The organism is Arthrobacter sp. CDRTa11, from assembly GCF_026427775.1.
Lineage (GTDB): Bacteria > Actinomycetota > Actinomycetes > Actinomycetales > Micrococcaceae > Arthrobacter.
Map to the genome: position 1 here is coordinate 2,957,080 of NZ_CP044532.1, position 24,887 is coordinate 2,981,966.

The 24,887-nt window shown below is 62.8% G+C and carries 26 protein-coding genes; 14 read left to right on the plus strand and 12 right to left on the minus strand.

The genetic code is table 11. The features are described 5' to 3' along the window. The first annotated feature begins 212 nt into the window (after positions 1 to 212). On the plus strand, positions 213 to 1,310 hold the full coding sequence (locus tag F8G81_RS13260) for a tyrosine-type recombinase/integrase (protein ID WP_267275194.1): 1,098 nt from the start codon (positions 213 to 215) through the stop codon (positions 1,308 to 1,310). Positions 1,311 to 1,315: 5 nt separating this feature from the next. Next, on the plus strand, positions 1,316 to 1,648 hold the full coding sequence (locus F8G81_RS13265; protein ID WP_066275886.1) for a helix-turn-helix domain-containing protein: 333 nt from the start codon (positions 1,316 to 1,318) through the stop codon (positions 1,646 to 1,648). A gap of 316 nt (positions 1,649 to 1,964) precedes the next feature. Here the strand turns inward: F8G81_RS13265 and F8G81_RS13270 are convergent, their stop codons facing one another. Continuing rightward, positions 1,965 to 2,216, minus strand: a complete 252-nt coding sequence (locus F8G81_RS13270) for a hypothetical protein (protein WP_267275195.1) — start codon at positions 2,214 to 2,216, stop codon at positions 1,965 to 1,967. A gap of 73 nt (positions 2,217 to 2,289) precedes the next feature. On the opposite strand from F8G81_RS13270, the gene F8G81_RS13275 reads away from it, so the two are divergent. After that, positions 2,290 to 3,141 (plus strand): hypothetical protein, encoded by an 852-nt coding sequence (locus F8G81_RS13275; protein ID WP_267275196.1) that lies wholly within the window; start codon positions 2,290 to 2,292, stop codon positions 3,139 to 3,141. Positions 3,142 to 3,180: 39 nt separating this feature from the next. Further along, positions 3,181 to 3,414: a hypothetical protein gene (locus tag F8G81_RS13280; protein ID WP_267275197.1), complete on the plus strand. Its 234-nt coding sequence runs from the start codon at positions 3,181 to 3,183 to the stop codon at positions 3,412 to 3,414. A gap of 179 nt (positions 3,415 to 3,593) precedes the next feature. On the opposite strand, the gene F8G81_RS13285 is transcribed toward F8G81_RS13280, so the two are convergent. From F8G81_RS13285 to F8G81_RS13295, 3 genes are all read right to left on the minus strand, one after another. Beyond that, positions 3,594 to 4,046, minus strand: coding sequence for a hypothetical protein (locus F8G81_RS13285; RefSeq protein WP_267275198.1), 453 nt, complete (start codon positions 4,044 to 4,046; stop codon positions 3,594 to 3,596). Between the two features lie 38 nt (positions 4,047 to 4,084). Beyond that, a complete protein-coding gene (locus F8G81_RS13290) occupies positions 4,085 to 4,888 on the minus strand; it encodes a hypothetical protein (protein WP_267275199.1) in 804 nt (267 codons plus the stop codon). A 73-nt stretch (positions 4,889 to 4,961) separates the two neighbouring features. Beyond that, entirely contained in the window at positions 4,962 to 5,813 is an 852-nt protein-coding gene (locus tag F8G81_RS13295; RefSeq protein ID WP_267275200.1) for a class I SAM-dependent methyltransferase, read from the minus strand. A 160-nt stretch (positions 5,814 to 5,973) separates the two neighbouring features. Here F8G81_RS13295 and F8G81_RS13300 point away from each other — a divergent pair, with 160 nt between their 5' ends. From F8G81_RS13300 to F8G81_RS13310, 3 genes are all read left to right on the plus strand, one after another. Beyond that, positions 5,974 to 6,837, plus strand: a complete 864-nt coding sequence (locus tag F8G81_RS13300; RefSeq protein ID WP_267275201.1) for a class I SAM-dependent methyltransferase — start codon at positions 5,974 to 5,976, stop codon at positions 6,835 to 6,837. 300 nt (positions 6,838 to 7,137) lie between these two features. Continuing rightward, the gene (locus F8G81_RS13305) at positions 7,138 to 8,850 is read left to right on the plus strand and encodes an AbfB domain-containing protein (RefSeq protein WP_267275202.1); all 1,713 of its coding nucleotides are present in this window, start codon (positions 7,138 to 7,140) and stop codon (positions 8,848 to 8,850) included. A 269-nt stretch (positions 8,851 to 9,119) separates the two neighbouring features. Then, entirely contained in the window at positions 9,120 to 11,057 is a 1,938-nt protein-coding gene (locus tag F8G81_RS13310) for a chorismate-binding protein (protein ID WP_267275203.1), read from the plus strand. On the opposite strand, the gene F8G81_RS13315 is transcribed toward F8G81_RS13310, so the two are convergent. Then, entirely contained in the window at positions 11,045 to 11,515 is a 471-nt protein-coding gene (locus F8G81_RS13315; protein ID WP_267275204.1) for a VOC family protein, read from the minus strand. The two genes, F8G81_RS13310 and F8G81_RS13315, sit on opposite strands and share 13 nt — an antisense overlap. Before the next feature lie 190 nt (positions 11,516 to 11,705). On the opposite strand from F8G81_RS13315, the gene F8G81_RS13320 reads away from it, so the two are divergent. Further along, positions 11,706 to 12,074 carry a DUF3054 domain-containing protein gene (locus tag F8G81_RS13320; RefSeq protein ID WP_416377144.1) on the plus strand — a complete coding sequence of 123 codons (369 nt, stop codon included), beginning with the start codon at positions 11,706 to 11,708 and terminating at the stop codon, positions 12,072 to 12,074. An 80-nt stretch (positions 12,075 to 12,154) separates the two neighbouring features. Further along, the gene (locus F8G81_RS13325) at positions 12,155 to 12,436 is read left to right on the plus strand and encodes an Lrp/AsnC family transcriptional regulator (RefSeq protein WP_267275206.1); all 282 of its coding nucleotides are present in this window, start codon (positions 12,155 to 12,157) and stop codon (positions 12,434 to 12,436) included. Positions 12,437 to 12,519: 83 nt separating this feature from the next. Here F8G81_RS13325 and trpD read toward each other — a convergent pair whose 3' ends face one another. After that, entirely contained in the window at positions 12,520 to 13,578 is a 1,059-nt protein-coding gene (trpD, locus tag F8G81_RS13330; RefSeq protein WP_267275207.1) for an anthranilate phosphoribosyltransferase, read from the minus strand. A 230-nt stretch (positions 13,579 to 13,808) separates the two neighbouring features. Between trpD and F8G81_RS13335 the strand changes: the two genes are divergently transcribed. From F8G81_RS13335 to F8G81_RS13350, 4 genes are all read left to right on the plus strand, one after another. After that, complete coding sequence (locus F8G81_RS13335; protein WP_416377145.1) at positions 13,809 to 14,366, plus strand: cytochrome c oxidase subunit 3; 558 nt, start codon at positions 13,809 to 13,811, stop codon at positions 14,364 to 14,366. Between the two features lie 86 nt (positions 14,367 to 14,452). Beyond that, a complete protein-coding gene (locus F8G81_RS13340) occupies positions 14,453 to 15,241 on the plus strand; it encodes a c-type cytochrome (protein ID WP_267275209.1) in 789 nt (262 codons plus the stop codon). 103 nt (positions 15,242 to 15,344) lie between these two features. Next, positions 15,345 to 16,415 (plus strand): ubiquinol-cytochrome c reductase iron-sulfur subunit, encoded by a 1,071-nt coding sequence (locus tag F8G81_RS13345; protein ID WP_267275210.1) that lies wholly within the window; start codon positions 15,345 to 15,347, stop codon positions 16,413 to 16,415. Further along, positions 16,393 to 18,069, plus strand: coding sequence for a cytochrome b (locus F8G81_RS13350; RefSeq protein ID WP_267275211.1), 1,677 nt, complete (start codon positions 16,393 to 16,395; stop codon positions 18,067 to 18,069). Before F8G81_RS13345 ends, F8G81_RS13350 begins: the two co-directional genes overlap by 23 nt. Positions 18,070 to 18,172: 103 nt before the next feature. On the opposite strand, the gene F8G81_RS13355 is transcribed toward F8G81_RS13350, so the two are convergent. Beyond that, a complete protein-coding gene (locus tag F8G81_RS13355) occupies positions 18,173 to 18,964 on the minus strand; it encodes a GntR family transcriptional regulator (RefSeq protein ID WP_267275212.1) in 792 nt (263 codons plus the stop codon). A 176-nt stretch (positions 18,965 to 19,140) separates the two neighbouring features. Between F8G81_RS13355 and F8G81_RS13360 the strand changes: the two genes are divergently transcribed. Then, the gene (locus F8G81_RS13360) at positions 19,141 to 19,434 is read left to right on the plus strand and encodes an HPr family phosphocarrier protein (RefSeq protein WP_267275213.1); all 294 of its coding nucleotides are present in this window, start codon (positions 19,141 to 19,143) and stop codon (positions 19,432 to 19,434) included. 162 nt (positions 19,435 to 19,596) lie between these two features. Here F8G81_RS13360 and F8G81_RS13365 read toward each other — a convergent pair whose 3' ends face one another. The 5 genes from F8G81_RS13365 to F8G81_RS13385 form a co-directional block, all read right to left on the minus strand. After that, the gene (locus F8G81_RS13365) at positions 19,597 to 19,998 is read right to left on the minus strand and encodes a cytochrome c oxidase subunit 4 (protein WP_267275214.1); all 402 of its coding nucleotides are present in this window, start codon (positions 19,996 to 19,998) and stop codon (positions 19,597 to 19,599) included. Beyond that, positions 19,995 to 21,722 carry a cytochrome c oxidase subunit I gene (gene ctaD, locus F8G81_RS13370; RefSeq protein WP_267275215.1) on the minus strand — a complete coding sequence of 576 codons (1,728 nt, stop codon included), beginning with the start codon at positions 21,720 to 21,722 and terminating at the stop codon, positions 19,995 to 19,997. Before ctaD ends, F8G81_RS13365 begins: the two co-directional genes overlap by 4 nt. 10 nt (positions 21,723 to 21,732) lie before the next feature. Continuing rightward, positions 21,733 to 22,605 carry a cytochrome c oxidase subunit II gene (coxB, locus tag F8G81_RS13375; RefSeq protein ID WP_267275216.1) on the minus strand — a complete coding sequence of 291 codons (873 nt, stop codon included), beginning with the start codon at positions 22,603 to 22,605 and terminating at the stop codon, positions 21,733 to 21,735. Between the two features lie 186 nt (positions 22,606 to 22,791). Next, positions 22,792 to 23,181, minus strand: coding sequence for a HesB/IscA family protein (locus tag F8G81_RS13380; RefSeq protein ID WP_267275217.1), 390 nt, complete (start codon positions 23,179 to 23,181; stop codon positions 22,792 to 22,794). Between the two features lie 194 nt (positions 23,182 to 23,375). After that, a complete protein-coding gene (locus F8G81_RS13385) occupies positions 23,376 to 24,836 on the minus strand; it encodes a dipeptidase (RefSeq protein WP_267275218.1) in 1,461 nt (486 codons plus the stop codon). Positions 24,837 to 24,887: the final 51 nt, after the last annotated feature.

A 24,887-nucleotide genomic window follows, 5' to 3' on the forward strand; every position in this document is an offset into this window, starting at 1 on the left:
GCCACCCGGTATCGCGTCACTTGAAGCCGAAATAGCCTGTGACCTGCCGAAACACCGTGCGGAGGGTCGGCCGGGCTACTCGTAAATCCACCGCGCAGGCCCTCAGGAGCTGGATTGCATCAGGCTGGAATGGCCTTCAGATCCGCGGATTTGCGCGGGTTCTGCATTAATTGCATGATTCTTGCATCCAATGCAATGTATCGGGAGGGTTCGTGGCGGTCGATTCAGCGGGACGGGTGCTCGACTTCGGCGCTGTGCGTTTCCTTCACCCGGAGGACCACGTGTTCACCCAGATGCTCACTGGCTGGCGCAACCAGCAGTTGAGCCGGAACCTGGCGTTTGGCACCATCGAGGGCCGCGAACGGCTGGTGACGCGGTTCCAGGAGTCCACTAACGAGTATCCATGGCAGTGGACGCCGGCCCACGTGGATGAGTTCTTCGGGGATCTTCGCAGCGTGAGGCATGCCGCGCAGTCCACCATCCGGAGCTACCAGGCAGCGCTGAGGGCGTTCTGCGCCTACGCAGCGTCGCCCGAGTATGGCTGGGACCGGGTCTGCGAACAGTACTTTGGAACGCACCCTTCGCAGGTCTGCTTTGACTGGAATACCGCGGTCCATGCGCAGGCGACAGAGTCAGCTCCAGTCCGGCGCCCGTTCACCAGGCAGGAGCTGCAGGCCTTCTTTGACCGGGCCGATGACGAGGTGGACCGGATTGCGACCTTGGGCCGCAAGGGCTGGCTGCCGGCCTACCGCGACGCTGTCCTGTTCAAGGTGGCCTACAGCTGGGGGCTGCGACGCAATGAGGTCAGACACCTCCAGACCGTGGATTTTGCCCGGAACCCGCACGCCCGGGAATTCGGCAAGTACGGGGTTCTGCAGGTCCGCTATGGCAAGGCCATGAAAGGGTCTCCCCCGAAACGCCGCAGCGTCCTGACGGTGTTTGACTGGTCGGCGGAGGTCATCGCCGACTGGCTGGAACGCGGCCACCGGCACATGACCGACGGGCTGGACCTGTTCCCGTCCGAACGCGGCACCCTTGTCTCGGAGACAGCACTGAACCGCAGGTTCAACCGCTACTGCGAAGACCTGGGCCTCTCCCCCGGACTGGACATCCACTCGCTGCGCCGCTCCTACGTCACCCACCTGATCGAAGCCGGCATGGACCCCCTGTTCGTCCAGCACCAGGCTGGACACGAGCACGCCTCGACCACGGCCCTCTATACCTCCGTCTCCAGCGACTACCGGGTCAACACGCTGCGCCGGGCCCTGGACTCCACCGTCCGGGACGCCCTGGCCGGAATGGAAGACTGAACCTCATGAAACGAGAGATCGACTACCGGTGGCGGCTTGCAGAACTCATGGCAGCCCGGGGAATGCACAACAGCACCGACTTGAGCCCGTTGCTGAAGGAACGCGGCATCGAACTCTCTGCCTCCCAGGTCTATCGGCTCGTCACCCAGCGCCCGGAACGCGTTTCACTGATGATGATCGCTGCGCTCTGCGACATCTTCTCCTGCGGACCCGAGGACCTCGTCACCGTCACGGCCACAGATGCCAAGGTCCGCAAGGTCGCCTCCGACGCCAACGTCGTGGACCTGAACAAGACCATCCGGCCCAAACGGGCCCGCGTGATCCGCGATGACGGCTGAAATCACACCGCGGATTGCCGTCCGCGGCCGGCCCCGCACGGCAGGGGCGTTCACCTGCGACAGATGCTCCAGGGCAGCCGGCAGGCACCGCGCCAGCTGGCCAGAAGGCAGGATCTGCGGGACCTGTTTCACGATCGCCATGCGCACCCACGGTCCCTGCCCCGGCTGCCGAACAGAGCGCATGCTTCCCGGGCGGTCTGCTGCCCACGGCGACCAACCGGTCTGTGTCGATTGCGCGGGTATCACCCAGGATTACCACTGCTCCCGCTGCGGCACGGAAACGGAGCACTACCGCCAGAACACTTGCGCACGCTGCTCACTTCGGGATGACCTCACCGTCCTGTTGCGCGTCGACGAGGCCCGGGGACCGGAAACGACGGCGACGAAACTCCTCGGCGCGCTCTGCGGAGCCCAGCGCCCTGAAAGTATCCTCACATGGCTGCGCAAACCCGGTGTCCGCGACTTGCTCGCCCGGCTTGCCACCGGCGGCATCCCCCTCAGCCATGAAGCGCTGGACAAGGAACCAAACAGCCTGCGGGTGGAACACATGCGCAGCCTGCTCACCCACCACAAGCTACTCCCGAACAGGGACCACTACCTCGCTCTCTTCGAAGGCTGGCTCACCAACAAGCTCGCGGACCTTGACGACGCCGACATCAGACGGCCGGTCGAGTCTTTTGCCCGGTGGCACCACCTGCGACGCATCCGGAGCGTCTCTACACGGGAAACCCACCCGAGGCCCCGTCCACAGCGCGAAGCAGGAAATCACCGAAACCATCAAATTCCTCACCTGGCTCAAGCTCACCCACGGACGGACCGTCGCCTCCTGTGTCCAGGCCGACGTCGACACCTGGCTGGCCGACGGCCCGACCACCAGACACGCCATCAGAACCTTCTTCGTCTGGGCGGTCAAGAACCGGACCTGCACCAACATCACCATCGGATTCCGACAAGCCAAGACCGTGCCACTGCTCTCCCAGGGCCATCGGCTCGCCATGCTCAAAGCCTGCCTCACCGACAACATCGACACCCTGCACTACCGCGTCGCCGCCACTCTCCTGCTGCTCTACGCCCAGCCAGTCGTGAAGATCGCCGCGATGAAAAGCACCGACGTGATCCTCACGCCCGATGGCCCGCGTCTGTCACTCGCGGAAGGAGATCCAGCGCCAGTACCCGAACCGTTCGCCTCACTGCTCACCCAACACCTGGCCGCACGCCCCAACTTACGCACAGGCAGCAGCTCGGGCAGCAAATGGCTGTTCCCCGGATACCGGCCCGGGCAACACATCCACCCCAACACGCTCATGGAACGCCTCAGAGAAATCGGCATCGACCTCCTGGGCGCACGCAACGCATCCCTCCGCGCCCTCGTGAATGAAGTGCCAGCACCACTCGTGGCCGAAATGCTCGGCTACAGCTACCAAGTCACCCAGAAACACTCCGCAGCAGCGGCAGAACCGTGGTCGCGTTACGCAGGCAAAGAGATGGCATAGATAATGGCCGAACAGATACTCCGCTACTAGGGAGAACGCATGACGCCCGGAACAATATTCGGACTGGCACTGGTAGGGGCAGGAATTTTTCTCTTCGCTATTTCACCTGCCCTGACGGAACGGGTGGCGAGGATCCGCGTCGAGTGGTTTCAGCCAAATCTGGACCGGCCGGCATTCAAGCGGCGAAACGTCAGAATACTGCGGATCATGGCCGGGGCTTGGGTTGGGATCGGCGTCGCCATTGCGATCCTTGGGCTTGTCTCGGCTAGATAAACCTCGGTGGCAGAGTTCCTCAACTGGCCATCACGAGACCGCTGGGCGGCACTATCGGCTCCACCGTTTAAATGCGGGCTCTGTAGCCAGCTGAGAATAGTTCGAAACCGAATAATCACCGTTACCAGTAGTAATGCTTCGGCCCAACAGCTGAATCAATTCGCCCAGTCCCCCAGCTCCTAGCCTGCTGCTTCTCCGACCATCCAAAGCGGGCCATTGGCGCAGCCGGGCTCAGTCCACCCGTCATGGAACGAGTCAACAAGGCCACCGCCGAAGGCAAAAGGCGAGCCCGAACGCGCCACAACATTCTTGCTTGCGTCAAGAACCTCAAAGGACTTCGAATCTCCCTGGACCACGTACCCCTGGGGCCATACAAGAGTGGCCAGGAAAGAATCTCCCGCCGTCTTCGCCTGTATGCAGCCGTTGCCGTCTACCGTCAACGTGCCGGAGAAAAGCGCGTCCATGCCGCTCAGCTGCGGTATATCAGATGTGACGATGCGGAGGGTGGAGGATGGTGAGGGCCTTTCGACGGGCGGGACACTGGCAGTCGCGCCGTCTTGTACCGCTGCCGCGCAGGATGCCAGGCAAAGAGCAATGACGGCCAAGGCAGTGCAGGAAAGTGCGTGCTTCATTTCTTTCCCCCGATCACAAAACAATGTCTCTAGCCAGCCTAAAGCTCGGTAAGGGCGATGACAGCCTCCGCTATCGGCGCGTGCCGCTCTGCCTGCACGTCATCCCAGTACCCGAGCAGGTGAAGCGTTGTCATCCGGAACACCAGCGCCCTCAGCAGCAGCTGGCGCCACTCCGGAATGCCGTGGTGACCTGCCAAATCATCCAGCGGGTATCCATGCCAACAGGCGGCATCGGCCACTGCAATCGCCGCCCCCAGTCCTGCCGGACGCCAATAAGGCGCCCAGTCGATCAACGCCGGCGGCCGCCCCTGTGCAAACAGGACGTTGCCCAACAGATCACCGTGAATGACCTGCGAGGGCGTTTCCACCGGGTGGTACTCCCCCACCAACAGCTCCAGAAGCTGATCGGCAGGCAAAGCCGCCTCACCCCAGGCCGCACGGTCGGCATTGCTCCACGGATCGTTGGACGCCATGATGAAGGCCGGCTGCGGGAGCCCCGCAATGGCACGGTGAAACGCCTCACCTGCCCGGACGACGTCGGAAACCCGGGTCTCGTCCGCGGCGCCCGGGATCCACTCGGCAGCTTGCCAGCCGTCGCGGACCCACTTGCCGTGATCGTCGCGGATGGGCCGTGGAACGGTGAACTTACCGGCACCGTCAAGCGCTGCCAGCACCTCTGACTTCCAGGCAGCCTCTTCGGAATCCTCAGTGGGGCGAAGCACGACGTGCCCTGCCCGCCAGGTGAGCCCCCGGCCGCCAGTCAACCGCTCGGGCGGCCCCGAAGCCCCGAATGCCGCGAACACTGACCGTGGAGGTGCTGTCGGCGAAATACTTCCAGCCATCCGTCCAGTATGCATGCGGTTGCCCAACGCCATCCGCATCGCCCCGCGATCGTGCGAAATCCTGCCTGCTTGTCTATTCGGCTGTTTTCCGAGCAACGATCGTGTAGGTGCACGGCACAAGGTCCCGCTCGGGCACCGGCCACGCATAACCGCCTGGAACCTCCAGCATGCGCGGGCTGAACTTCCAAGGAATGGTGTTGTCCTCGTCGAAACGGAGAATTTGCAGGCCTGCCCTGATGAGCGAGTTGAGGATGTCGGACAGGGGGTGGGCCCACTGATAGGTCCGGGAGTGCGCGACTTTTCCATCGCCGACATACGTGGACTCGTCATCCCATACCTGCGCCCTGCCGTTGCCAAAATATGGATACCTCAGCTGCAGGCCGTCGGCGTGCTCATCAAGGGCGTAGAGGGCAGGATGCCCATCGCGGATGTAAAACAACCCTCCTGCCCGAAGGAGACCTGATACCTGGGTTGCCCAACGGTCCAGGTCAGGCAGCCAGGTAATGGTTCCGATGCTGGTGTACACGAGGTCAAAATGGCCTTCGACGGCGGCACGGGCCTCGAGGACGTCCGTCTCGATCCACGTTGCTTCGAGTCCCATATGCTGTGCCAGCCTGGCGGCAGATTCCAGCGCGGCCGGGGAGAAATCGACGCCTGTGACCTGGGCACCGGCCCGCGCCAGGGACAGTGTATCCGTTCCGATATGGCACTGAAGGTGGCAGACATCCAGACCCGCCACCGTGCCCCCTGGAAGGAACGGCTGCAGCGCGGCAAGGTCGGTGAGGACGATTTCGGTCAGGTAGTCCGGATCGTCCAAGTCGCTGACCGCATACGCCTTTTCGTGCAACGGAACCCGGTCTTCCCAGTTGTCGCGGTTGCTCGCGCGCGCTGATTCCCATTCGACCGCAATCGGACTTTCACTCATAAGCCGAGTCTATGCAGAGGCACGGACCGGCGGCGAAACCCACCACGTCGTCGTCGAGCTTTACATCCGCCTCCTGCCGCGCTCACAATAAGCGCACCACAGCCTCCAAGGGCCAACAGCGGGCTGTCCATTGAAAACCTGCACAGCAAGGGGCAATGACATGAATGAGCAGACAGATGCCATCGACGCGGACCGGGTACTGAAGCAAAAGCACCGGGCCATGTGGGCCCAGGGCGACTACCCAGCCCTCGCCGGCGAACTGATTCCGGACCTCGGGGCGATCCTCGTCGAAGCGTGCGGGGTCAAGTCCCGGCAGCGTGTCCTTGACGTGGCCGCCGGCGCCGGCAACGCGGCGATCCCAGCAGCCATGATGGGAGCGGAAGTGGTGGCCAGCGACCTCACCCCCGAACTCTTCGACGCCGGGCGCCGGCAGGCAGCGGACCGTGGGGCTGAACTGGAATGGATGGAAGCCGACGCCGAATCCCTGCCCTTTCCTGACGACGAATTCGATGTGGTGCTGTCCTGCCTGGGTGTGATGTTCGCACCGCACCACCAGGCGGCTGCTGATGAGCTGGTGCGCGTGTGCAAACCCGGCGGCACCATTGGGCTGCTGAGCTGGACTCCTGACGGGTTCATCGGCAGGATGTTCGCGGCCATGAAGCCGTTCGCTCCCCCACCCCCGCCTGGTGCCCAGCCACCGCCTCTTTGGGGCAGCGAAGTCCACGTGCGCGAGCTCTTGGGAGACAGGATCACGGATGTCCAGGCGCGGACGCAGACAGTCTCAATCACCAGCTTCCATAGGCCGGACGACTTTCTGCACTACTTCAAGTCCCATTACGGCCCGACCATCTCCGTCTACAAGTTCCTCGCCGGGGATGAGGAAAAGATCACGGCTCTGGACAAGGCGCTCACGGAACTGGCCGATACCTTCAGCGACGCCCACGGTGATGCGCCATCGCAGATGGACTGGGAATACCTGCTGCTGACGGCCAGGAAGCAGCAAAGGGAAACCCGCCACTCTTGATAGCGGAGCAATCGTGCTCTGACCGATTCAGGCCGGCTCTTGAACTTCCGGCCCTCCCATGTGAGTATTCACGGAGCGGGATAACGATTTCCCGCTGCCCTTCGGCCCGGTGTATGGCAATTTTTCAATGCTGCGGATGGACGTGGGAGAGTGTTGTTAGCGCTCACTCACCAACTGCGCCCGCTGTGATTGCCATGGCGAGCCGTGGGGCGGGCCCATGTCTGGACGGAGTGCAGTGCCGCCGTCGCAGTCGTAATCGACGGACCCACAACTTCAGCCAGCCCTAGCGAACGGAAGTCAATGACGACGAATTACCGCCACCCGCACTCATTCGGCAGTACGATTTCACGCAGGTCCCTGATAGCAGGCGCCTCACTGGCCATACCTCTTGCAGCTTTCGGAAATTTGGGTGCTTCGGCAGCCAAGGACAAGCCCCGTCCCGTGCCGCTCGCCACTGCAGCCGGGACGTCCACCTACGCACACCCTGGGCTGGTGCACACGCTGTCGGACATCGAACGCGTATCGACACAGGTGGACAGTGGCGCCCAGCCCTGGCTGGGTGGCTGGGACCGCCTGGTGGCAAACGGGCGTTCCCATTCCGGCTGGCAGCCGCGTCCGTTGGAGACAGTCGTCCGCGGCGGCGACGGCTCCAACTACGGGCAGCTGTTCCCCGACGTCCATGCCGCGTACCAGAACGCCCTGAGGTGGCGGATCTCCGGCGACGCCGCCCATGGTGCGGCTGCCGTGCGGATCCTCAACGCCTGGTCCGGGATGTTGACCACGGTCACCGGCAACGCCGACCGCTTCCTGGCCGCCGGCATCTACGGCTACCAGTTCGCTAACGCGGCAGAGCTGGTGCGGGACCACCCAGACTTCGAATTCGAGCGGTTCCGGGACATGCTCCTCAACATTTTCCACCCGATGAATGAGGACTTCCTCACAAATCACAATGGTGCTGTCATCACGAACTACTGGGCCAACTGGGACCTCTGCAACATGGCATCGATCATGGCCATCGGCATCCTCGCGGACCGCGACGATCTGGTGGACCGCGCGGTCACCTACTTCCAGAGCGGGGCGGGCAACGGCTCGCTGGCGAACGCCGTGCCCTTCGTTTACGAGGACGAGGGCCTGGCCCAGTGGCAGGAGAGCGGCCGCGACCAGGCGCATACCATTATGGGCATCGGGCTCATGGGTGCCTTCTGCGAAATGGCCTGGAACCAGGGCATCGACTGCTACGGGCACGACAACAACCGCTTCCTCAAGGCAGCGGAGTACGTCGCGAAGTACAACCTCGGCAACGACGTCCCGTTCACCCCGTACACCTGGCAGTCCGGCCCAAAGGCCACTACCGCACCCCACGTCGGCTGGCAGACCCAGACAGTCCCCGGAGCCGGCTCCCGCGGGCAGGCCCGGCCGGTGTGGGATCAGGTCCTGGGACACTACTCCGGCCGCATGGGCCTCAGCACCCCCTGGGTCAGCCAAATCGCTGCCACCCTTCGGCCGGATAGCGGAGGAGGCGATTACGGCAGCACCTCCGGCGGGTATGACGCCCTCGGATTCGGCACGCTGATGCAGTATCCCGCCCAGACCGGCAGCCGCCTTTCCCGGTTGCAAAGCTTCAACGTCCCGGGCCGCTATGTCCGGCACTCCGGTGCAACAGTCCGCCTCGATCCCACGACGTCGCCGGTCAACGACTCACAGTTCCGGGTAGTTCCCGGGCTTGCCAGCGGGGCAGAAGGGCGAATCTCCTTTGAATCCCTGGACATGCCCGGCTACTTCCTGCGCCACTGGAACTACCAGTTCAGCCTGGTGAAGAATGACGGCTCGGCGATCTTCAAAGCGGACACGACCTTCCTTCCTGTGCCCGGCCTGGGCCACAGCCGCCTGACATCCTTCCGGTCGCACAACTTCCCGGACCGGTATATCCGCCACCAGAACTACGCCCTGGTTCTGGCTCCAATGGTGAGCGACTTGGACCGTGCAGACGCAACATTCCGGATGGTTGACTAGCTCCGGCTCAAAAGGACCCGGAATGCACGCAGTGACTGCGGTACATCGTGGGGCGGGAGCGCCGGCCCTCCGCCCCACGATGCCCGCTTGCGGGAAGCGGCTCCGGCCCCCTAAGATCGGGCCCATGCGCTTCTCAGCTTCTTCTTCTTGGTGGCCCGCCCCGTAAGGCGGACTGACGCGCGCACAACCACGCTCACGACCGCCTCGCCAGGCGGTCGTTTTTTTGCTGCACCGGTCGGGCGGGGTGGACATAAACCCAGGGACTGTCCATGACCTCGCTCCTCACCCGCATCGTTAACTCCTCCACGGAGGCGTCACTGCCTTTCGCCGTCATACGGCGCCAGCAGTCCGACGTCGTAGACGTCCTCACAGGCGACATTGTCGACGTCGAGAACCTGGCGGACATTCCCCTCGACTGGACGTCCGGCGGGCAGGACGTGCTTACCATGGTTCCGTTCCGCCAGGTCAGGGAGCGCGGATTTATGGCGACCGACGACGGCGCGCCGCTCCGTTGCCTGCTCGTAACGGAACGTGAAACGGTAACCATCGCTGAAGCGCTGGCCATTCTTCCCGCCAATACGGTTCCCATCGAGTCTCTGGGGTTTGAGACGTCCGACGCAGACTACGCCGGGATCGTACGGCGGGTTATCGACGAGGAAATTGGACAAGGCGAAGGCGCCAACTTTGTCATCCGGCGCTCTTTCCGCGGAGGCATCGAAGCTTCCCCGGCGTTTGCGGTGCTTGCATGGATGCGTGCGCTGCTCCTCGCAGAGCAGGGCGCCTACTGGACCTTTGCGGTGCACTCCCCCGGGCATTCACTTGTCGGAGCAACTCCGGAGCGCCACGTCTCGGTCAAGGACGGCATGGTAACGATGAATCCCATTTCCGGGACATACAGGCACCCAGGCGCCGGTCCCACTGCAGAAGGCGTCCTGGGATTCCTGTCCGACATCAAGGAGAGTGGCGAACTCTTTATGGTGGTCGATGAGGAACTGAAGATGATGAGCGCCATCTGTCCGGACGGCGGGCGCATCCTGGGCCCGTACCTCAAGCAGATGTCCAGGCTCAGCCACACCGAGTATCTGCTGGAGGGCCGAACCGGACTGGATCTGCGGGAGGTCCTGCGTGCCACCATGTTCGCTCCCACCGTTACCGGCTCTCCCATGGAGAACGCCTGTTCCGTTATCGAACGCCATGAAGAGGGTGGCCGCGGATACTACTCAGGTGTCTTGGCGTTCTTTGAGTCCCGAATGGACGGGAACGGTTGCGTTTCCTATGAGCTGGACGCACCAATCCTCATCCGCACGGCCCACGTGGACGGGACCGGCGCCGTCACCGTGTCGGCAGGCGCTACGCTCGTTCGGCTCTCGACGCCGGAAGGAGAGGCAGCAGAAACGCATGCAAAAGCGTCAGGAATACTCTCGGCGCTTGGGCTCCTCCCCTCGACGCCGGCCCCACCGGCCGTGGACCTGAACTCACTGCCAGGCGTGGCTGAGGCGCTTCTGGATCGAAACAGCCAATTGGCACCGTTTTGGATCCGCCCCCAGGGCTGGGAACAACACCCGCCCCTTGCCGGCAAAACAGCGCTTGTCATCGACTGCGAGGACCAGTTTACCGAGATGCTCGCCCATCAACTGCGCCACCTCGGCATGGAAACCACCGTGGTCCGATGGGATGCCGCCGTGGATATTTCCACCGCCGACCTGGTGGTCTTCGGCCCTGGCCCCGGAGATCCGCGGAGCGACACCAGCAGGCGGCTGGCAACCGTGCGGACCCTGATGCTTGCCAGGCTGGAGGCGGGCCGGCCGCTGCTGGCCGTCTGCCTGAGCCACCAGCTCCTGTCGATCCTTGCGGGGCTTCCCGTTGAAGCATTGCCTACCCCGCGTCAGGGCACACGGCTTGACGCAGACGTTTTCGGTACCCGGGCCAGCCTCGGCTTTTACAACACCTTCGCCGCCATGGCTGAGCCAGGCCAGCTGGCAACACCTCGCCTCAACCTGGAGATCTCCGCAGACAACGGCATCGTGAACGCGTTACGCGGCGAAGGGGTCGCATCCATTCAGGGACACCTGGAATCTGTGCTCTCCACCGATGGCCTGGCCACCTTGGAGCGGCTCATACGATCCGTGCTTTCCGGGCCCGCGGCCGGGCAGAGCTTCGCGGAGGGCCTGTCGCTGCGGAGGCTGGCGGCCGGTCAGCCGTCGTAGGCCTGCTGAAGCTGCGCGATGTCCAACTTCTGCATTCCAAGCATCGCCTGCATGGCGCGCTGCGAGCCCTCGGGATCAGCACCCCCCAGGAGTGATCCGAGAACCGAGGGGATGATCTGCCAGGACACCCCATAACGGTCCTTCAGCCACCCGCACCGCTGCTCGGATCCGCCGTCGGTAAGTGCTGCCCAGTACCGGTCCACCTCGTCCTGATCGGCGCAATCGACCACAAAGGAAACTGCTTCGGTAAAATTGCTCGCCGGGCCGCCATTGAGTGCCATAAACCTGCGCCCTTCGATCTCGAACTCCACCGTCATTGCCTGGCCCGCAGGCCCTGGGCCGCCCTCCCCGAACCGGGCCACGTTAAGGATCCGGGAATCACTGAAGACCGACGTGTATAAACCGGCGGCTTCTTCGGCCTGGTTCTCGAACCACAGGCATGTCGAAATTTGCTGCATCTGCTTCCTATCCGAGCTGAGCCTAATCCGGCGTGCATGGCTGCACAACGATTCCTGATGGGTCGCCGAAGGGCACGTGGCAGGACTCACGGCTTTTCTCTGTCGGGAAACCGTTAGGCTCGAAGGCGTGAATCCCGAGACCAGACAGACGAAACAGCAAAACAGGTCCGACGGCGCCGGCCGCCTTGTCATCGCGGGAGCGGCCTCGACTGATGCCCTCCTTATCCTGGTCTTCGCAGCCATCGGCCGGGACGCCCATCAGCGCGGCGACGTCGTCACGGGGGTACTGCTGACGGCCTGGCCCTTCCTTGCCGGAGCTGCGCTCGCGTGGGCTGCGGCAAGAGTCTGGCGCCGTCCCCTGTCTGTCCGCCCGGCAGGGCTGGCAGTCTGGCTCGGAGCCGTCGCGGGCGGGATGCTCCTGCGTGCGCTGACGGGACAAACCGTGGTGATCGCGTTTGTCGTCGTCGCCCTGCTGACTTTGGGCGTGTTCCTTATGGGCTACCGTCTCCTGCTGGCACTGCTCATCCGGTTGCGGCGCCCGGCAAACAAGGGCTCATGACCGGAGCGATGTAATAGGCTGGCAGCACTGAACAGTCCCGCCGGCGCACTGCTACGGCCTACAAATCCGGAAGGATTGAAGTGATCACCGCATTCGTTCTGATCAAAACAGATGCCGCCCGCATTCCCGAAACGGCCGAGGAGATTTCCGCCATCCAGGGCATCAGTGAGGTGTACTCCGTTACCGGGGAATGGGACCTCATTGCCGTGGCCCGGGTCTCGCGCCATGAGGAACTGGCCGATGTCATTGCAGACAGGCTCTCGAAGGTTCCGGCTGTGGTGCATACCAGCACCCACATCGCTTTTCGCGCCTACTCCCAGCACGACCTGGATGCGGCGTTCGCGCTGGGCTTCGAGCAGTAGCTTCCACAGCAACCGAACGCAGAGCGGGGCCCGGCGAATCAGCCGGGGCCCCGCTCTGCCGTCTGGCACTGCCAGGCGGCGGGTCAGGCCTGCGTGAGCGATACCCACTTATCAAGGACTGCGGCGGCAGCACCTGAGTCGATTGAGGCAGTGGCCCGCGCCAGCGCTGTTCGCATACGTTCAAGGAATGGCCCGTGGGCTTCTGTATCGAAAGCCACCAGTCCTGCTGCCGCATTGAGCAGGACTGCATCGCGGGCTGGTCCGGCCTTGCCGGCCAGGACGTCGCGCACGACGGCGGCATTGGCCTGCGCATCTCCGCCACGCAGCTCTTCCACAGTCGCCGGACGGATTCCAAGATCGGCCGGGGAGAACGACGACTCGGTGACGTCACCGTCCCGGATCTCCCAGACCGTCGAGGGTCCGGTGGTGGTCAGTTCGTCCAGCCCGTCGTCTCCGCGGAACACCAGGCCCCTGCTCCCCCGGCGGGCCAATACGCCTGCCACCAAAGGCGCCATCCTGGCGTTTGCCACCCCAACGGCTGAGGCCTGGACATGAGCCGGGTTGGTCAGCGGGCCCAGGAAGTTGAAGGCGGTGGGGATGGCCAGTTCACGCCGGGGCACGGCGGTGTGACGGAACGACGGATGGAATACCTGCGCAAAGCAGAAGGTGATGCCTGCTTCCTCGGCGTTGCTGGCCACCTGGTCGATGGGGAGGTCCAGCCTGACCCCCAATGCCTCCAGCACATCGGCCGAACCGGAAGAGGACGACGCCGCGCGGTTGCCGTGCTTCACCACCTTGGCACCGGCACCTGCAGCCACCAGGGCCGCCATGGTGGAAATGTTCACTGTGTTGAGCTGGTCTCCCCCGGTACCAACAATGTCCAGTTTCTGCCCGGAAATACTCACCGGCCGGGCGTGGCCCAGCATTGCTTCGACCAAACCTGAGATCTCTTCGACAGTTTCGCCCTTGGCGCGGAGGGCAACCAGGAAGCCGGCAATCTGAGCCGGGGTCGCCTCGCCGGACATAATGGTGCCCATCGCCCAGGCGGTACTGTCCGCTGTCAGGTCTGTGCCATTAATGAGTGCGGAGATGAGGCGCGGCCACGTGTTGCCGGCCGCCGGTGCCGATGCCTGAGAAGTCACCCCCTGATGCTATCGACCGGGCGGCGGCCCTGACCAATGTGAACCCGGCCGGGAACTTTTCCCGCTGATTTCGCGTCTTTGTAGAAAAAGTCCCAACGAAAAGCCGGTTCGCGTTGGGAACTACGGAAGTTTATAGACATAATGTCTATGTGACATCTGCGACCCATGCCCCCAGTACCCCGGCGCACCCCACGCTGAACCGCCCCAATATGGTTTCCGTTGGAACCGTAGTGTGGCTGTCCAGCGAGTTGATGTTCTTCGCCGGTCTCTTCGCCATGTACTTCACGCTGCGCTCCACTAGCGGTGAGATGTGGGCGGAAGAGACGGCCAAGCTCAACTTCCCCTTTGCGCTCGTCAACACGATTGTCCTTGTGGCCAGTTCCTTTACTTGCCAGATGGGCGTCTTCGCCGCCGAACGGCTGCAGCCCCGCAAGTCCGGTGGCCCGTTCCAGTTCTCCCGCTGGGGCATGAACGAGTGGTTCACCCTGACTTTCCTCATGGGCGCGTTCTTCGTCGCCGGCCAGGCCACGGAATACGCGATGCTGGTATCTGAGCATGTTTCGCTCTCCTCCAACGCCTACGGCTCGGCCTTCTACATCACCACCGGGTTCCACGGCCTGCACGTTATCGGTGGCCTCGTGGCCTTCCTCTTCATCATCGGCCGCTCGTTCGCCGCGAAGAAGTTTGGTCACTTTGAAGCAACCTCCGCGATTGTCACGTCCTACTACTGGCACTTCGTGGATGTCGTGTGGATCGGCCTTTTCCTGGTCATCTACGTACTCAAGTAGCCAGCTTTGATTCTTTTTCTACAAGAGGCAGAATTTCAAGAAGCGGCTCACGGAGCCGACGCACGATCGAATAAAGGAACCACCACGTGAAGGCACTCTCGCAAAAGCGGCGTCACCCACTTGCAGCAATAGCGCTGCTCCTGATGGGGCTCCTCGTCACTGGTGGGCTTTACGCCGTTGCCACCACCGTCAACGAGGCGAAGGCTTCCACCACCAGCTACAGCGCCGATGATGTTGAAGAGGGCGGCAAGCTCTTCGCGGCTAACTGCGCCACCTGCCACGGCATGGGCGCCAGCGGAAGCCAGGACGGCCCGTCCCTCGTGGGTGTCGGCGCCGCAGCGGTTGACTTCCAGGTTGGCACCGGCCGGATGCCCATGCAGATGAACGGCCCGCAGGCCGCCGAGAAGCCAGTTCAGTTCAACGACGAACAGACCCACCAGCTTTCAGCCTATGTTGCTTCCCTGGGAGCCGGGCCGGCAATCCCTGAAGAGCACCTGCTGGACGAAAAGGGTAACTCAGCCGAAGGCGGCGAGCTCTTCCGCACCAACTGCGCCATGTGCCACAACGCTGCCGCTGCCGGCGGTGCGCTGACGCGGGGTAAGTTCGCACCCGCCCTGGCCGATGTTTCGGGCAAGCACATTTACGAGGCCATGGCTACCGGCCCGCAGAACATGCCTGTATTCAGCGATGCCAACATCACCCCCGAAGGCAAGCGCGACATCATCACGTTCCTGAAGCAGATCGAGTCCAACGGCTCCCCCGGCGGCGCCGACCTCGGTGCACTGGGTCCTGTCGCCGAAGGCCTGTTCGTCTGGGTCGCGGGGCTGGGTGTCATCATCGCTTTCACCATCTGGCTGACCTCGCGGACGTCCTAGGCGTTTCGCTTGCCACAGAAAAAACTTCTGCTGATCAGTCAGCAGTTCGAAATTGAAAAACTAACTCGGCAGAAGCCGGGACGAGAGAAGGATGAGGCGAATTATGGGCAACCATAGTGACGGCAGTCCGAGCCACTCGGGCACCGTAGCTACGGCTGGTCAGAATGAGGTGGAGAAGTTCCAGGATCCTGGACTCCCTCCGCATCGTTTGCGCCTGGCTGACACGGACCCGAAGGCCGCAAAGCGTGCAGAACGGCAGGTCGCCCTACTTTTTGGCAGCTCTGTTGTCGGCACCGTGATCTTCCTGGTGGCGTACTTCGCCATCGACCTTGGCAACGATTCCAGCATTGCCGCTGTCCGCCTCCAGAATGCCCTGCTGGGCATCGGCACTGCTTTTGCCATGCTTGGCATCGGTACCGGCATTGTCCATTGGGCCAAGGCCCTCATGCCGGACCATGAGGTCTCGGAAGAACGCCATGGCATCCGCACGGAAGAGGACCGCCTCGCCGCTGTCCGCATCGTAGATGACATTGTGGAAGAGACCGGAATCAAGCGCCGTCCGCTCATCCGCAACACCCTTCTCGGCGCTGTTGCCCTGGCGCCCCTGCCCGCAGTGGCTATATTCGGTGACTTGGGCCCGCGCCCCGACATGGCACTGTCGCACACCATGTGGGCACCCCAGGAGGGCAAGCTCAAGCGCCTGGCCAGGGACCCTGACGGGACCCCGATCAAGGCTTCGGACGTCACCCTCGGCTCCGCCTTCCACGTCATCCCGGAAGGCCTGAACGAACTGCATGAGGGCAAGCTCAACGAAAAAGCCAAGGCTGTTGTGCTGCTGATGCGCCTGGATCCGGCATCGCTGAATCCTTCGGCGGGCCGCGAGGACTGGAGCTACAACGGAATCGTTGCCTACTCCAAGATCTGCACTCACGTCGGGTGCCCCGTTGCTCTTTACGAGCAGCAGACGCACCACCTGCTGTGCCCGTGCCACCAGTCCACTTTTGATCTCACCAACGAGTGCAAAGTGATCTTTGGCCCGGCCAGCCGGCCCCTTCCGCAGCTTCCCATTGCCGTGGATGACGAGGGCTACCTGGTCGCAACCAGCGACTTCAAAGAACCTGTAGGACCTAGTTACTGGGAGCGTGATGAGCATGAGCGCAGCATCAAGAGCTGAAGCCCCCGCCTTCGTCGCCAAGACCAAAGCCGGACGCATTACCGATTTCGTTGACGAGCGCGTCGGCGGCGCCGGAATCCTGCGTGAATTCGGGCGGAAAGTCTTCCCGGACCACTGGTCGTTCATGTTCGGCGAAGTCGCGCTGTATTCCTTCGTCATCCTGCTGCTGTCAGGTACGTTCCTGACGTTCTTCTTCGATCCGTCGATGGCGGAAACGCACTACGACGGCTCGTACGTGCCCCTCAAGGGCGTCGAGATGTCAGTCGCCTACAGCTCATCGCTGGACATCTCCTTCGACGTTCGCGGCGGCCTGTTCATGCGTCAGGTGCACCACTGGGCGGCCCTGCTGTTCGTGGCGTCCATCGCCGTGCACATGCTCCGCGTCTTCTTCACCGGAGCCTTCCGGAAGCCCCGTGAAATGAACTGGGTGGTGGGTGGCGTCCTGCTCATCCTGGCGATGGCAGCCGGCTTTACCGGCTACTCCCTCCCCGATGACCTGCTGTCCGGCAACGGCCTGCGCATCATCGACGGCGTCATGAAGGCAATCCCGGTGATCGGAACCTACGCTTCCTTCTTCTTCTTCGGAGGCGAATTCCCCGGAACGATGGTCATTGGCCGGCTCTATATGCTCCACATCCTGCTGGTTCCGGCGCTGATCCTCCTGATGATCGTCCTGCACCTGTTTATGGTGGTCATCCACAAGCACACCCAGTACCCCGGCCCCGGCCGCAACGACGGAAACGTCGTAGGCTACCCGCTGGGCCCCGTATACGCTGCCAAGGCAGGCGGATTCTTCTTCATCGTCTTCGGTGTCATCGCACTGATGGCGGGGTTCTTCACCATCAACCCGATCTGGAACTACGGCCCCTACGACCCCTCACCGGTGTCGGCAGGTACCCAGCCTGACTGGTACATCGGCTTTGTTGACGGTGCCCTGCGCCTGATGCCCGGTGTGATCGGGGACTTCCACTTCGAGTACGTCATCTTCGGATACACGCTCACCCTCAATGTCCTGCTGCCGGCCCTGGTTCCCGCAGGCATTCTCTTCACGGTGATGTTCATGTACCCGTGGATCGAACGGTGGATCACCAAGGACAACCGAGAGCACCATGTCCTGGACCGTCCCCGCAACGCACCAACGCGTACTGCCATCGGCATGGCCGGCTTCGTCTGGTACTGCGTGATGTGGGCAGCTGCCGGCTCGGACCTCATCGCTACGCACTTCCATGTGTCGCTGAACGATGTCACCTACTGGCTCCGGGCGCTCTTCTTCATCGGCCCGATCATCGCGTTCATCGTCACCAAACGCGTCGCGCTGGCACTTCAGCGCAAGGATCGCGAAATCGCGCTCCACGGCCGTGAGACCGGACGCATCGTGCGACTGCCGCATGGTGAGTTCATTGAGGTGCACGCGCCGCTGGACGAGTACAAGCGCTACAAGCTGGTTGGCTTCGAGTCACCGGCACCACTTCCGGCAGTGCCCAACGATCACGGCATCGTCACCCGCAAGGAGAAGCAGCGCGCCTGGCTCTCACAGTGGTTCTTCGAGGACCGCGTAGCCCCGGCCACACCCGCGGAGCTGGAGGCAGCACACGGCCACCACGCCCACCCGGCAGTTGAAGCAGCCGAGGAAAGCAAGAGCCTCAGCCACTAAGACAGCTACCACAGCACAAAGGAAAGGCCCGGTCCTCATGATCGGGCCTTTCCTTTTTGTGCCGTGCTTCTATTTGGTTCCCTGGGAACCAGGGCTATAACAGCTACGGGTTCCGGTAGCCGGACGAATGATTTCGGGCCGGCCGCGCTCCCGGACGCTGCAGCGGAACCCATAGCTTGTAACGGTCAGCGCGGTAGTACGAGACGGAGTAGTCCACCATGGCCCGGGCCACGAACGCATGCCGCTGGATCTTCAGCAGCGGTGATCCGACGTCGACGTTGAGTAGCCGGGCGGTGGAGGGCGATGCCGCCGTCGCTTCAATCATGTCCTCGCCCCACTCCATCACAAGCCCGAACTGCTCGCTGAGCACGTTGTAGAGGGATGTGGGCGGTTCACCGTCCAAAAGCCCCGGCACCCGGTGCGCCGGAATGAAGTTTTCATCCACGCTCATAGGCTCGCCGTCCGCCAGCAGAAGGCGGCGGAAACGCACCAGGGCCGTTCCCTCCTCCAGCTGAAGCTCACGGGCCAGGAAGGCGCTGGCAGCGATCTGCTCAAAGCTCAGTACCTTGGCGGCCGGCACCATGCCGCGGCGCTGCATCTCCTCGCTGTACGAGGTCAGCTTGACCTGCAGGTCAAGCTTTGGCTTGCGGACGAACGTGCCAAGGCCCACTACGCGTTCTATGACCTCTTCACCGACCAGTGCATCGATGGCCTGGCGCACAGTCATTCGCGCGAGGCCAAAGCGTTCGGCAAGGTCCCGTTCCGAAGGCAGTGCCGATCCAGGCGGGCAGGAGTCCGCAATGTAGGAACGAAGGATCTCGCGCAGCTGAATGTAGATGGCAGTCCCGCTGCTACGGTCTATCTCGCCTGCGACGGCGCCTGCGCTACCGGCCATGGCCCGGAGCCCCTGCTTCTCTGTTCACCATCCAATCTTAAGCTAAACCGGCGGAGGTCTAGACCAGTGGTGGCCACATGCCGGCCGGTTTGGGAGCCCATACATCCCGGCGGATATATTTGGACAGGAAAATTTGAAAATTGACGGAGGGGGCCGTTGTGACAAAAGGAGTCCCGTTGCCCATTCACAAGGCCGTGGTGTCGGCGTCGATCGGCCTTCATGCCAGACCAGCTGCTGTATTCGTCAGGGCCGTGACCGACACCGGGCTGCCGGTCACCATCAGCAAGGCAGGTATTGAAGGCGTAGATGCCCGCTCGCTGCTGGAAGTCATGACCGCAGACTTCCACTACGGGTGTGAAGTGGAGCTCTCCATTCGGGATGCGGCCCTGGAGGGACATTCAGGCCTCCAAACAGCGGAGGGGGCCCTCAGCATGCTCGCCGACCTGTTGGAGTCGCAGGGGGCCCACTAAGGCGCTGCCAGCGCTGCTTCACAACGGCAAGTAACAGTAACTCAGGTTTTCAGAACCTGGCGCCCTCATACAAAAACTGCTCCCCGAAAGCCGGACCTGAATTCTCAGTCCGACTTTCGAGGAGCAGTTCAGAGGCGGAGCGCAAATACGCTCGCCGAAATGCTAGTGTGCGTGGTCTCCCCGGCTGTACTCGTAAACCCAGCCGACGAGGGCTATGACTGCGAGTCCAGCGCTGATGAAGACGATCCAGAAACCAATTGCCATACCCAGGAATCCACCGGCGCAAGCCAGGCCCAGGACCAGCGGCCACCAGCTCCAGGGGCTGAAGTGCCCCTGCTCGCCGGCACCTTCGTGGATTTCTGCGTCGTTGCGGTCTTCCGGACGCATACCAACGCGCTTCCCGGTGAAACCAAGGTAGCCGCCAATCATGCCGGCCAGCCCGCCTACGAGGAGGATTCCCAGGGTGCCAACCCACTCATGCCAGTCCGTCAGGAAACCGTAAACGATTGAGACCGGTACGAAGAAGAAAACTCCGGCTCCAAATATCCATGATTCGATTTTCACTTGGCGGTGTCCTTCTGGTCGGCGTTACCAAGGGCAGCAGCAGCCACGGCAGGCGACTGGACTGTGTGGACCTGGGAGAGTTCCGGGTGGTGCAGGTCCAGCGCCGGGCGCTCCGAACGGATCCGCGGCAATGATGTGAAGTTGTGCCGCGGCGGCGGGCAGGACGTGGCCCACTCCAGCGAGGCGCCGAAGCCCCACGGGTCATCCACCTGCACCTTTTCGGCGCTGCGCCAGGTGATGTAGACGTTCCAGAAGAACGGAATCAGGGACGCTCCCAAGACAAACGAGGCGATGGTGGAGAACTGGTTCATCCAGGTGAAGTTGTCCTCCACGAGGTAGTCCGCATACCGGCGGGGCATGCCTTCGACACCCAGCCAGTGCTGGATCAGGAAGGTGCCGTGGAAGCCCAGGAACAGCAGCCAGAAGTGGATCTTGCCAAGGCGCTCGTTAAGCATCTTGCCGGTGAATTTAGGCCACCAGAAGTAGAAGCCGGCGAACATCGCGAACACCACGGTGCCAAACACCACGTAGTGGAAGTGCGCCACCACGAAGTAGGAATCCGAGACGTGGAAGTCCAGCGGCGGTGACGCCAGGATGATGCCGGTCAGGCCGCCGAACAGGAAGGTGATGAGGAAGCCGATGCTCCAGAGCATGGGCGTCTCAAACGTGATGGAACCGCGCCACATGGTGCCAATCCAGTTGAAGAACTTCACGCCGGTGGGCACCGCGATCAGCATGGTCATAAAGGCGAAGAAGGGCAGCAGCACGGAGCCGGTCACGTACATGTGGTGCGCCCACACGGTGACGGACAGGGCGGCGATGGCGATGGTGGCGTAGACCAGGCCCTTGTAGCCGAAGATCGGCTTGCGGCTGAAGACCGGGAAGATCTCCGAGACGATGCCGAAGAACGGCAGCGCGATGATGTAGACCTCGGGGTGGCCGAAGAACCAGAACAGGTGCTGCCACAGGACGGCGCCGCCGTTTTCGGGGTCGAAGATGTGGGCACCGAACCGCCGGTCAGCGCCAAGCGCGAACAGGGCTGCGGCCAGCGGCGGGAACGCCATCAGTACCAGGATGGACGTGACCAGGGCGTTCCAGGTGAAGATGGGCATCCGCCACATGGTCATGCCGGGAGCACGCATGCAGACGATGGTGGTGATGAAGTTGACCGCGCCCAGGATGGTGCCGAAGCCGGAGAGCGCCAGACCGAAGACCCACAGATCCCCGCCAATACCGGGACTGAAGGTGGTGTTCGAGAGCGGTGCGTAGGCGAACCAGCCGAAGGAGGCTGCGCCCTGCGGCGTGATGAAACCGGAAACGGCAATGGTTGAGCCGAAGAGGAAGAACCAGAATGCCAGGGCGTTCAGCCGCGGGAACGCGACGTCGGGGGCACCGATCTGCAGCGGCATAATGACGTTCGTGAACCCGGCAAACAGCGGGGTGGCGAACATCAGCAGCATTACCGTGCCGTGCATCGTGAACAGCTGGTTGTACTGCTCCTTGGTCTGCAGGATCTGCATGCCAGGTTCGAACAGCTCTGCACGGATAAGGAGCGCCATGACGCCGCCGAGGCAGAAGAACACAAAGGACGCGATCAGGTACATGTACCCGATGGTTTTGTGGTCGGTGGAAGTGATCCAGTTGACGACGATGCGCCCCTTGGACTTGGGAACCACGGGCGCCTCGAGGACGCCGGCGGGTGCGGATTGAGTGTAAGTAGCCACGTCGCTCCCCTTACTTTGTTTCGTTCAGGTTCGGGTTGCGGTCGTACTCTTCGCCGAGGAGGCCGGTGTTGCCCTCTTCACGCAGCTGGTTCATGTGGTCCTGGAACTCAGCCTCGGACACCACCTTGACGCGGAACAGCATCTCGGAGTGGTATTCGCCGCAAAGTTCAGCACACTTACCGTCGTAGGTTCCCTCCTTGGTGGGGGTGAACCTGATGTAGTTGGTCTTCCCGGGGATCATGTCCCGCTTCTGCAGGAAGGCCGGAACCCAGAAGGAGTGGATGACGTCGCGGGAGTTCAGCTCCAGGTCAACCGACTTGCCAACCGGCAGGTACAGCGTGGGGAGTTTCTCTTTGTCCAGGGTTTCGCCAGTCAGGTGCGCCTGCACCCCGGCCTCATGGACGTCTTCGCGGATGACGTCACCGGACTTGTAGTTGAAGTCCCATGCCCACTGCTTGCCCCGTACGTCAACAACGACGTCGGCCGGCTGGGAGCGGTCATCAATGGCCTGCTGGTCCCGGTCGGTGAAGTAGAAGAACACCAGCACCATAAAGAGCGGGATGGTCAGGTAAAAGACTTCAAGGGGGAGGTTGAAGCTGGTCTGCCGCGGAAACCCAATGGTGCCCTTGCGGCGGCGGTAGGCAACGATGCACCAAACGATCAAGCCCCAAGTGATGATGCCCACAACAAGTGCGGCAATCCATGAGTTGACCCAGAGGTCCATGATGCGGTCAGTGTGATTGGTGGTGCCACGCTCGGTGGGCAGCCACCCCTTCTCTACCTCTGGCGAACATCCGGTCAAAACCAACGCGCCGGCTACTGCCAGGCCTGAGATCGAGGTGATCGTTTTGCGTCGGCTGCCGGTTCGGTTCTGCGAACTCACAGACGGCCCTTCCTACTTGTTGCTGTTGCCCGGGCAGCCGCTGGCTTCCCGGGCACACTAAAAGTTTTACTACTCGGTGTAGAGCTTACCGGTCCCCCGGGCATTTCGCCCACATGTCGGCGCCGCGGTCCCGTGCCGTTTTCACGGACGGGGACCACGGCGCCGGCACCGGGCGAAAAGACCGGGTTAGTGGAACGAGTCGCCACAGGCGCACGAGCCGCCTGCGTTCGGGTTATCGATGGTGAAGCCCTGCTTCGAGATGGTGTCCTCGAAGTCGATGCTTGCGCCGCTGAGGTAGGGCACGCTCATCTTGTCCACTACTACTTCGACGCCGTCATAATCACGGACAGCGTCTCCGTCAAGGAGCCGCTCGTCAAAGTAGAGCTGGTAAATGAGGCCCGAGCAGCCGCCGGGCTGGACGGCAACGCGGAGGCGGAGATCGGTCCGGCCTTCCTGCTCGAGGAGGCTGCGTACCTTGCCTGCTGCGATGTCTGTCAGCTTGACCTCGTGGGCGGCCAGTTCATCACTGGCAGCGCTGGTGGTTTCGGTGCTGTTCTCATTGGTTGCGGTGCTCATATGGCCTACCTTCTTAGGACGGTCCTGGCGGCCCCGCCTGAACGGTGCCTGCCCCTACGGAACGGTATGGGCTATAGCTACATGCTACTTCGGTCAGCCCTGTAGCTCTAACTTCTGACGTAACCATGGGAGGACTGCCGTTGTTCCCGACAAGACGGAGGCATGCGGGCGTCGCCGTCATTTTTGGCCAGGGCTTAGGCCAGGCCGTCCGCATTGAGCCTCGCCAGCAGCAGGGCCTCGGCCACCACAGCGTTCCTGAAGTCTCCGATGTGGAGGGACTCGTTGGCGCTGTGGGCCCTTGAATCGGGGTCCTCCACGCCCGTGACGAGGATCTGCACGTCAGGATAGACCTCGATAAGGTCCGCGATGAACGGGATTGATCCGCCGATTCCCATCTCCACAGCCGGGACTCCCCACGCCTCGCCCAGTGCCCACAAAGCCAGGGTGGCAGCCTTCGATGACGTATCCGTGAGGAATGAGCTTCCGCTTTCTCCCGGAGTGAACACCACCTTGGCGCCGAACGGTGCATGTGCCTGGACGTGCTCCCGCATGGCTTCCATGGCATCGGTTGGGTCCTGTCCGGGGGCCAGTCGCAGGCTGAATTTCGCCTTGGCCCGCGGGAGCAGCGTGTTTGAAGCCACAGCAACTGCCGGCGCGTCAATGCCAATGATGGACAGGGCGGGTTTGGTCCACAGCCGTGAAGCGATGGTGCCCGATCCCGCGAGCTGAACCCCGTCCAGCACGGAAGCGTCGGCGCGGTACTCGGCTTCGGTGAGATCCACTGCCACGTTGTCCTGGGAGACGAGCCCCTGGATGGCCACGTTGCCTTCATCGTCATGGAAAGTGGCGATCAGCCGGGAGAGCAGCGTGGGCGCATCCAGCACCGGGCCGCCGAACATGCCTGAATGGACCGCATGGTCAAGTACCTGCACTTCAACGGTTCCATCCACGAGGCCGCGAAGGCTGGTGGTCAGCGCAGGGATCCCCACCTTCCAGTTGCTGGAGTCCGCCACCACGATCACGTCCGCCCGGAGCAGGTCGCGATGCGCCTCCAGGAAGGTTCGGAACGTGGGGGATCCTGCCTCCTCCTCCCCCTCGAAGAAGAACGTCACTCCCAGGCCCAGTTCAGATCCCAGGACCTCCGCCACGGCAGTGTAGGCCGCCACGTGGGCCATGATCCCGGCCTTGTCGTCGGCGGCACCGCGGCCATAGAGACGGCCGTCCTTTTCGACGGCGGCAAAGGGTTCGGTATCCCACAGGGCGGGGTCACCCGGGGGTTGTACGTCGTGGTGGGCGTACAGGAGTATCGTCGGTTTTCCTTCAGCCGCCGGCCGGCGGGCGACGACGGCGGGGCCACCGGGGGTGCCGTCCTTCTTGTCACACCGCAGGATCACAACATCGTCCAGGCCGCTGGCGCGGAGCAGGTCCGCAACGGCCTGGGCGCTGCGTTCCAGCGGCGCGGGATCGAAACTGGGCCAGGCGATGCCTGGAATGGCCACCAACCCGGCGAGTTGGGCCAGGGTGGCATCAAAGGACCGGCTGACTGCGCTCCGCAGTTCCTGCGCATCGATGGAACCGGCAGAGGTGCCCGGTACAGGGTTGCTGGAGTACGGGCTGCTTGAATTTCGCGGGGTTGCCGCTGGAGTGGGCGTCATGGCCAAAACAATACCTTCGCCGTATCCCCGCCGCCTCGAAGCGGCACCGGG

What these genes read in the sequence shown, in the direction of transcription:
- F8G81_RS13265 (WP_066275886.1), top strand. Translation starts at nt 1,316, where the DNA reads ATGAAACGAGAGATCGACTACCGGTGGCGGCTTGCAGAACTCATGGCA.
- F8G81_RS13280 (WP_267275197.1), top strand. Translation starts at nt 3,181, where the DNA reads ATGACGCCCGGAACAATATTCGGACTGGCACTGGTAGGGGCAGGAATT.
- F8G81_RS13285 (WP_267275198.1), bottom strand. Translation starts at nt 4,046, where the DNA reads ATGAAGCACGCACTTTCCTGCACTGCCTTGGCCGTCATTGCTCTTTGC.
- F8G81_RS13290 (WP_267275199.1), bottom strand. Translation starts at nt 4,888, where the DNA reads ATGGCTGGAAGTATTTCGCCGACAGCACCTCCACGGTCAGTGTTCGCG.
- F8G81_RS13295 (WP_267275200.1), bottom strand. Translation starts at nt 5,813, where the DNA reads ATGAGTGAAAGTCCGATTGCGGTCGAATGGGAATCAGCGCGCGCGAGC.
- F8G81_RS13300 (WP_267275201.1), top strand. Translation starts at nt 5,974, where the DNA reads ATGAATGAGCAGACAGATGCCATCGACGCGGACCGGGTACTGAAGCAA.
- F8G81_RS13305 (WP_267275202.1), top strand. Translation starts at nt 7,138, where the DNA reads ATGACGACGAATTACCGCCACCCGCACTCATTCGGCAGTACGATTTCA.
- F8G81_RS13310 (WP_267275203.1), top strand. Translation starts at nt 9,120, where the DNA reads ATGACCTCGCTCCTCACCCGCATCGTTAACTCCTCCACGGAGGCGTCA.
- F8G81_RS13315 (WP_267275204.1), bottom strand. Translation starts at nt 11,515, where the DNA reads ATGCAGCAAATTTCGACATGCCTGTGGTTCGAGAACCAGGCCGAAGAA.
- F8G81_RS13345 (WP_267275210.1), top strand. Translation starts at nt 15,345, where the DNA reads ATGGGCAACCATAGTGACGGCAGTCCGAGCCACTCGGGCACCGTAGCT.
- F8G81_RS13350 (WP_267275211.1), top strand. Translation starts at nt 16,393, where the DNA reads ATGAGCGCAGCATCAAGAGCTGAAGCCCCCGCCTTCGTCGCCAAGACC.
- F8G81_RS13355 (WP_267275212.1), bottom strand. Translation starts at nt 18,964, where the DNA reads ATGGCCGGTAGCGCAGGCGCCGTCGCAGGCGAGATAGACCGTAGCAGC.
- F8G81_RS13380 (WP_267275217.1), bottom strand. Translation starts at nt 23,181, where the DNA reads ATGAGCACCGCAACCAATGAGAACAGCACCGAAACCACCAGCGCTGCC.
- F8G81_RS13385 (WP_267275218.1), bottom strand. Translation starts at nt 24,836, where the DNA reads ATGACGCCCACTCCAGCGGCAACCCCGCGAAATTCAAGCAGCCCGTAC.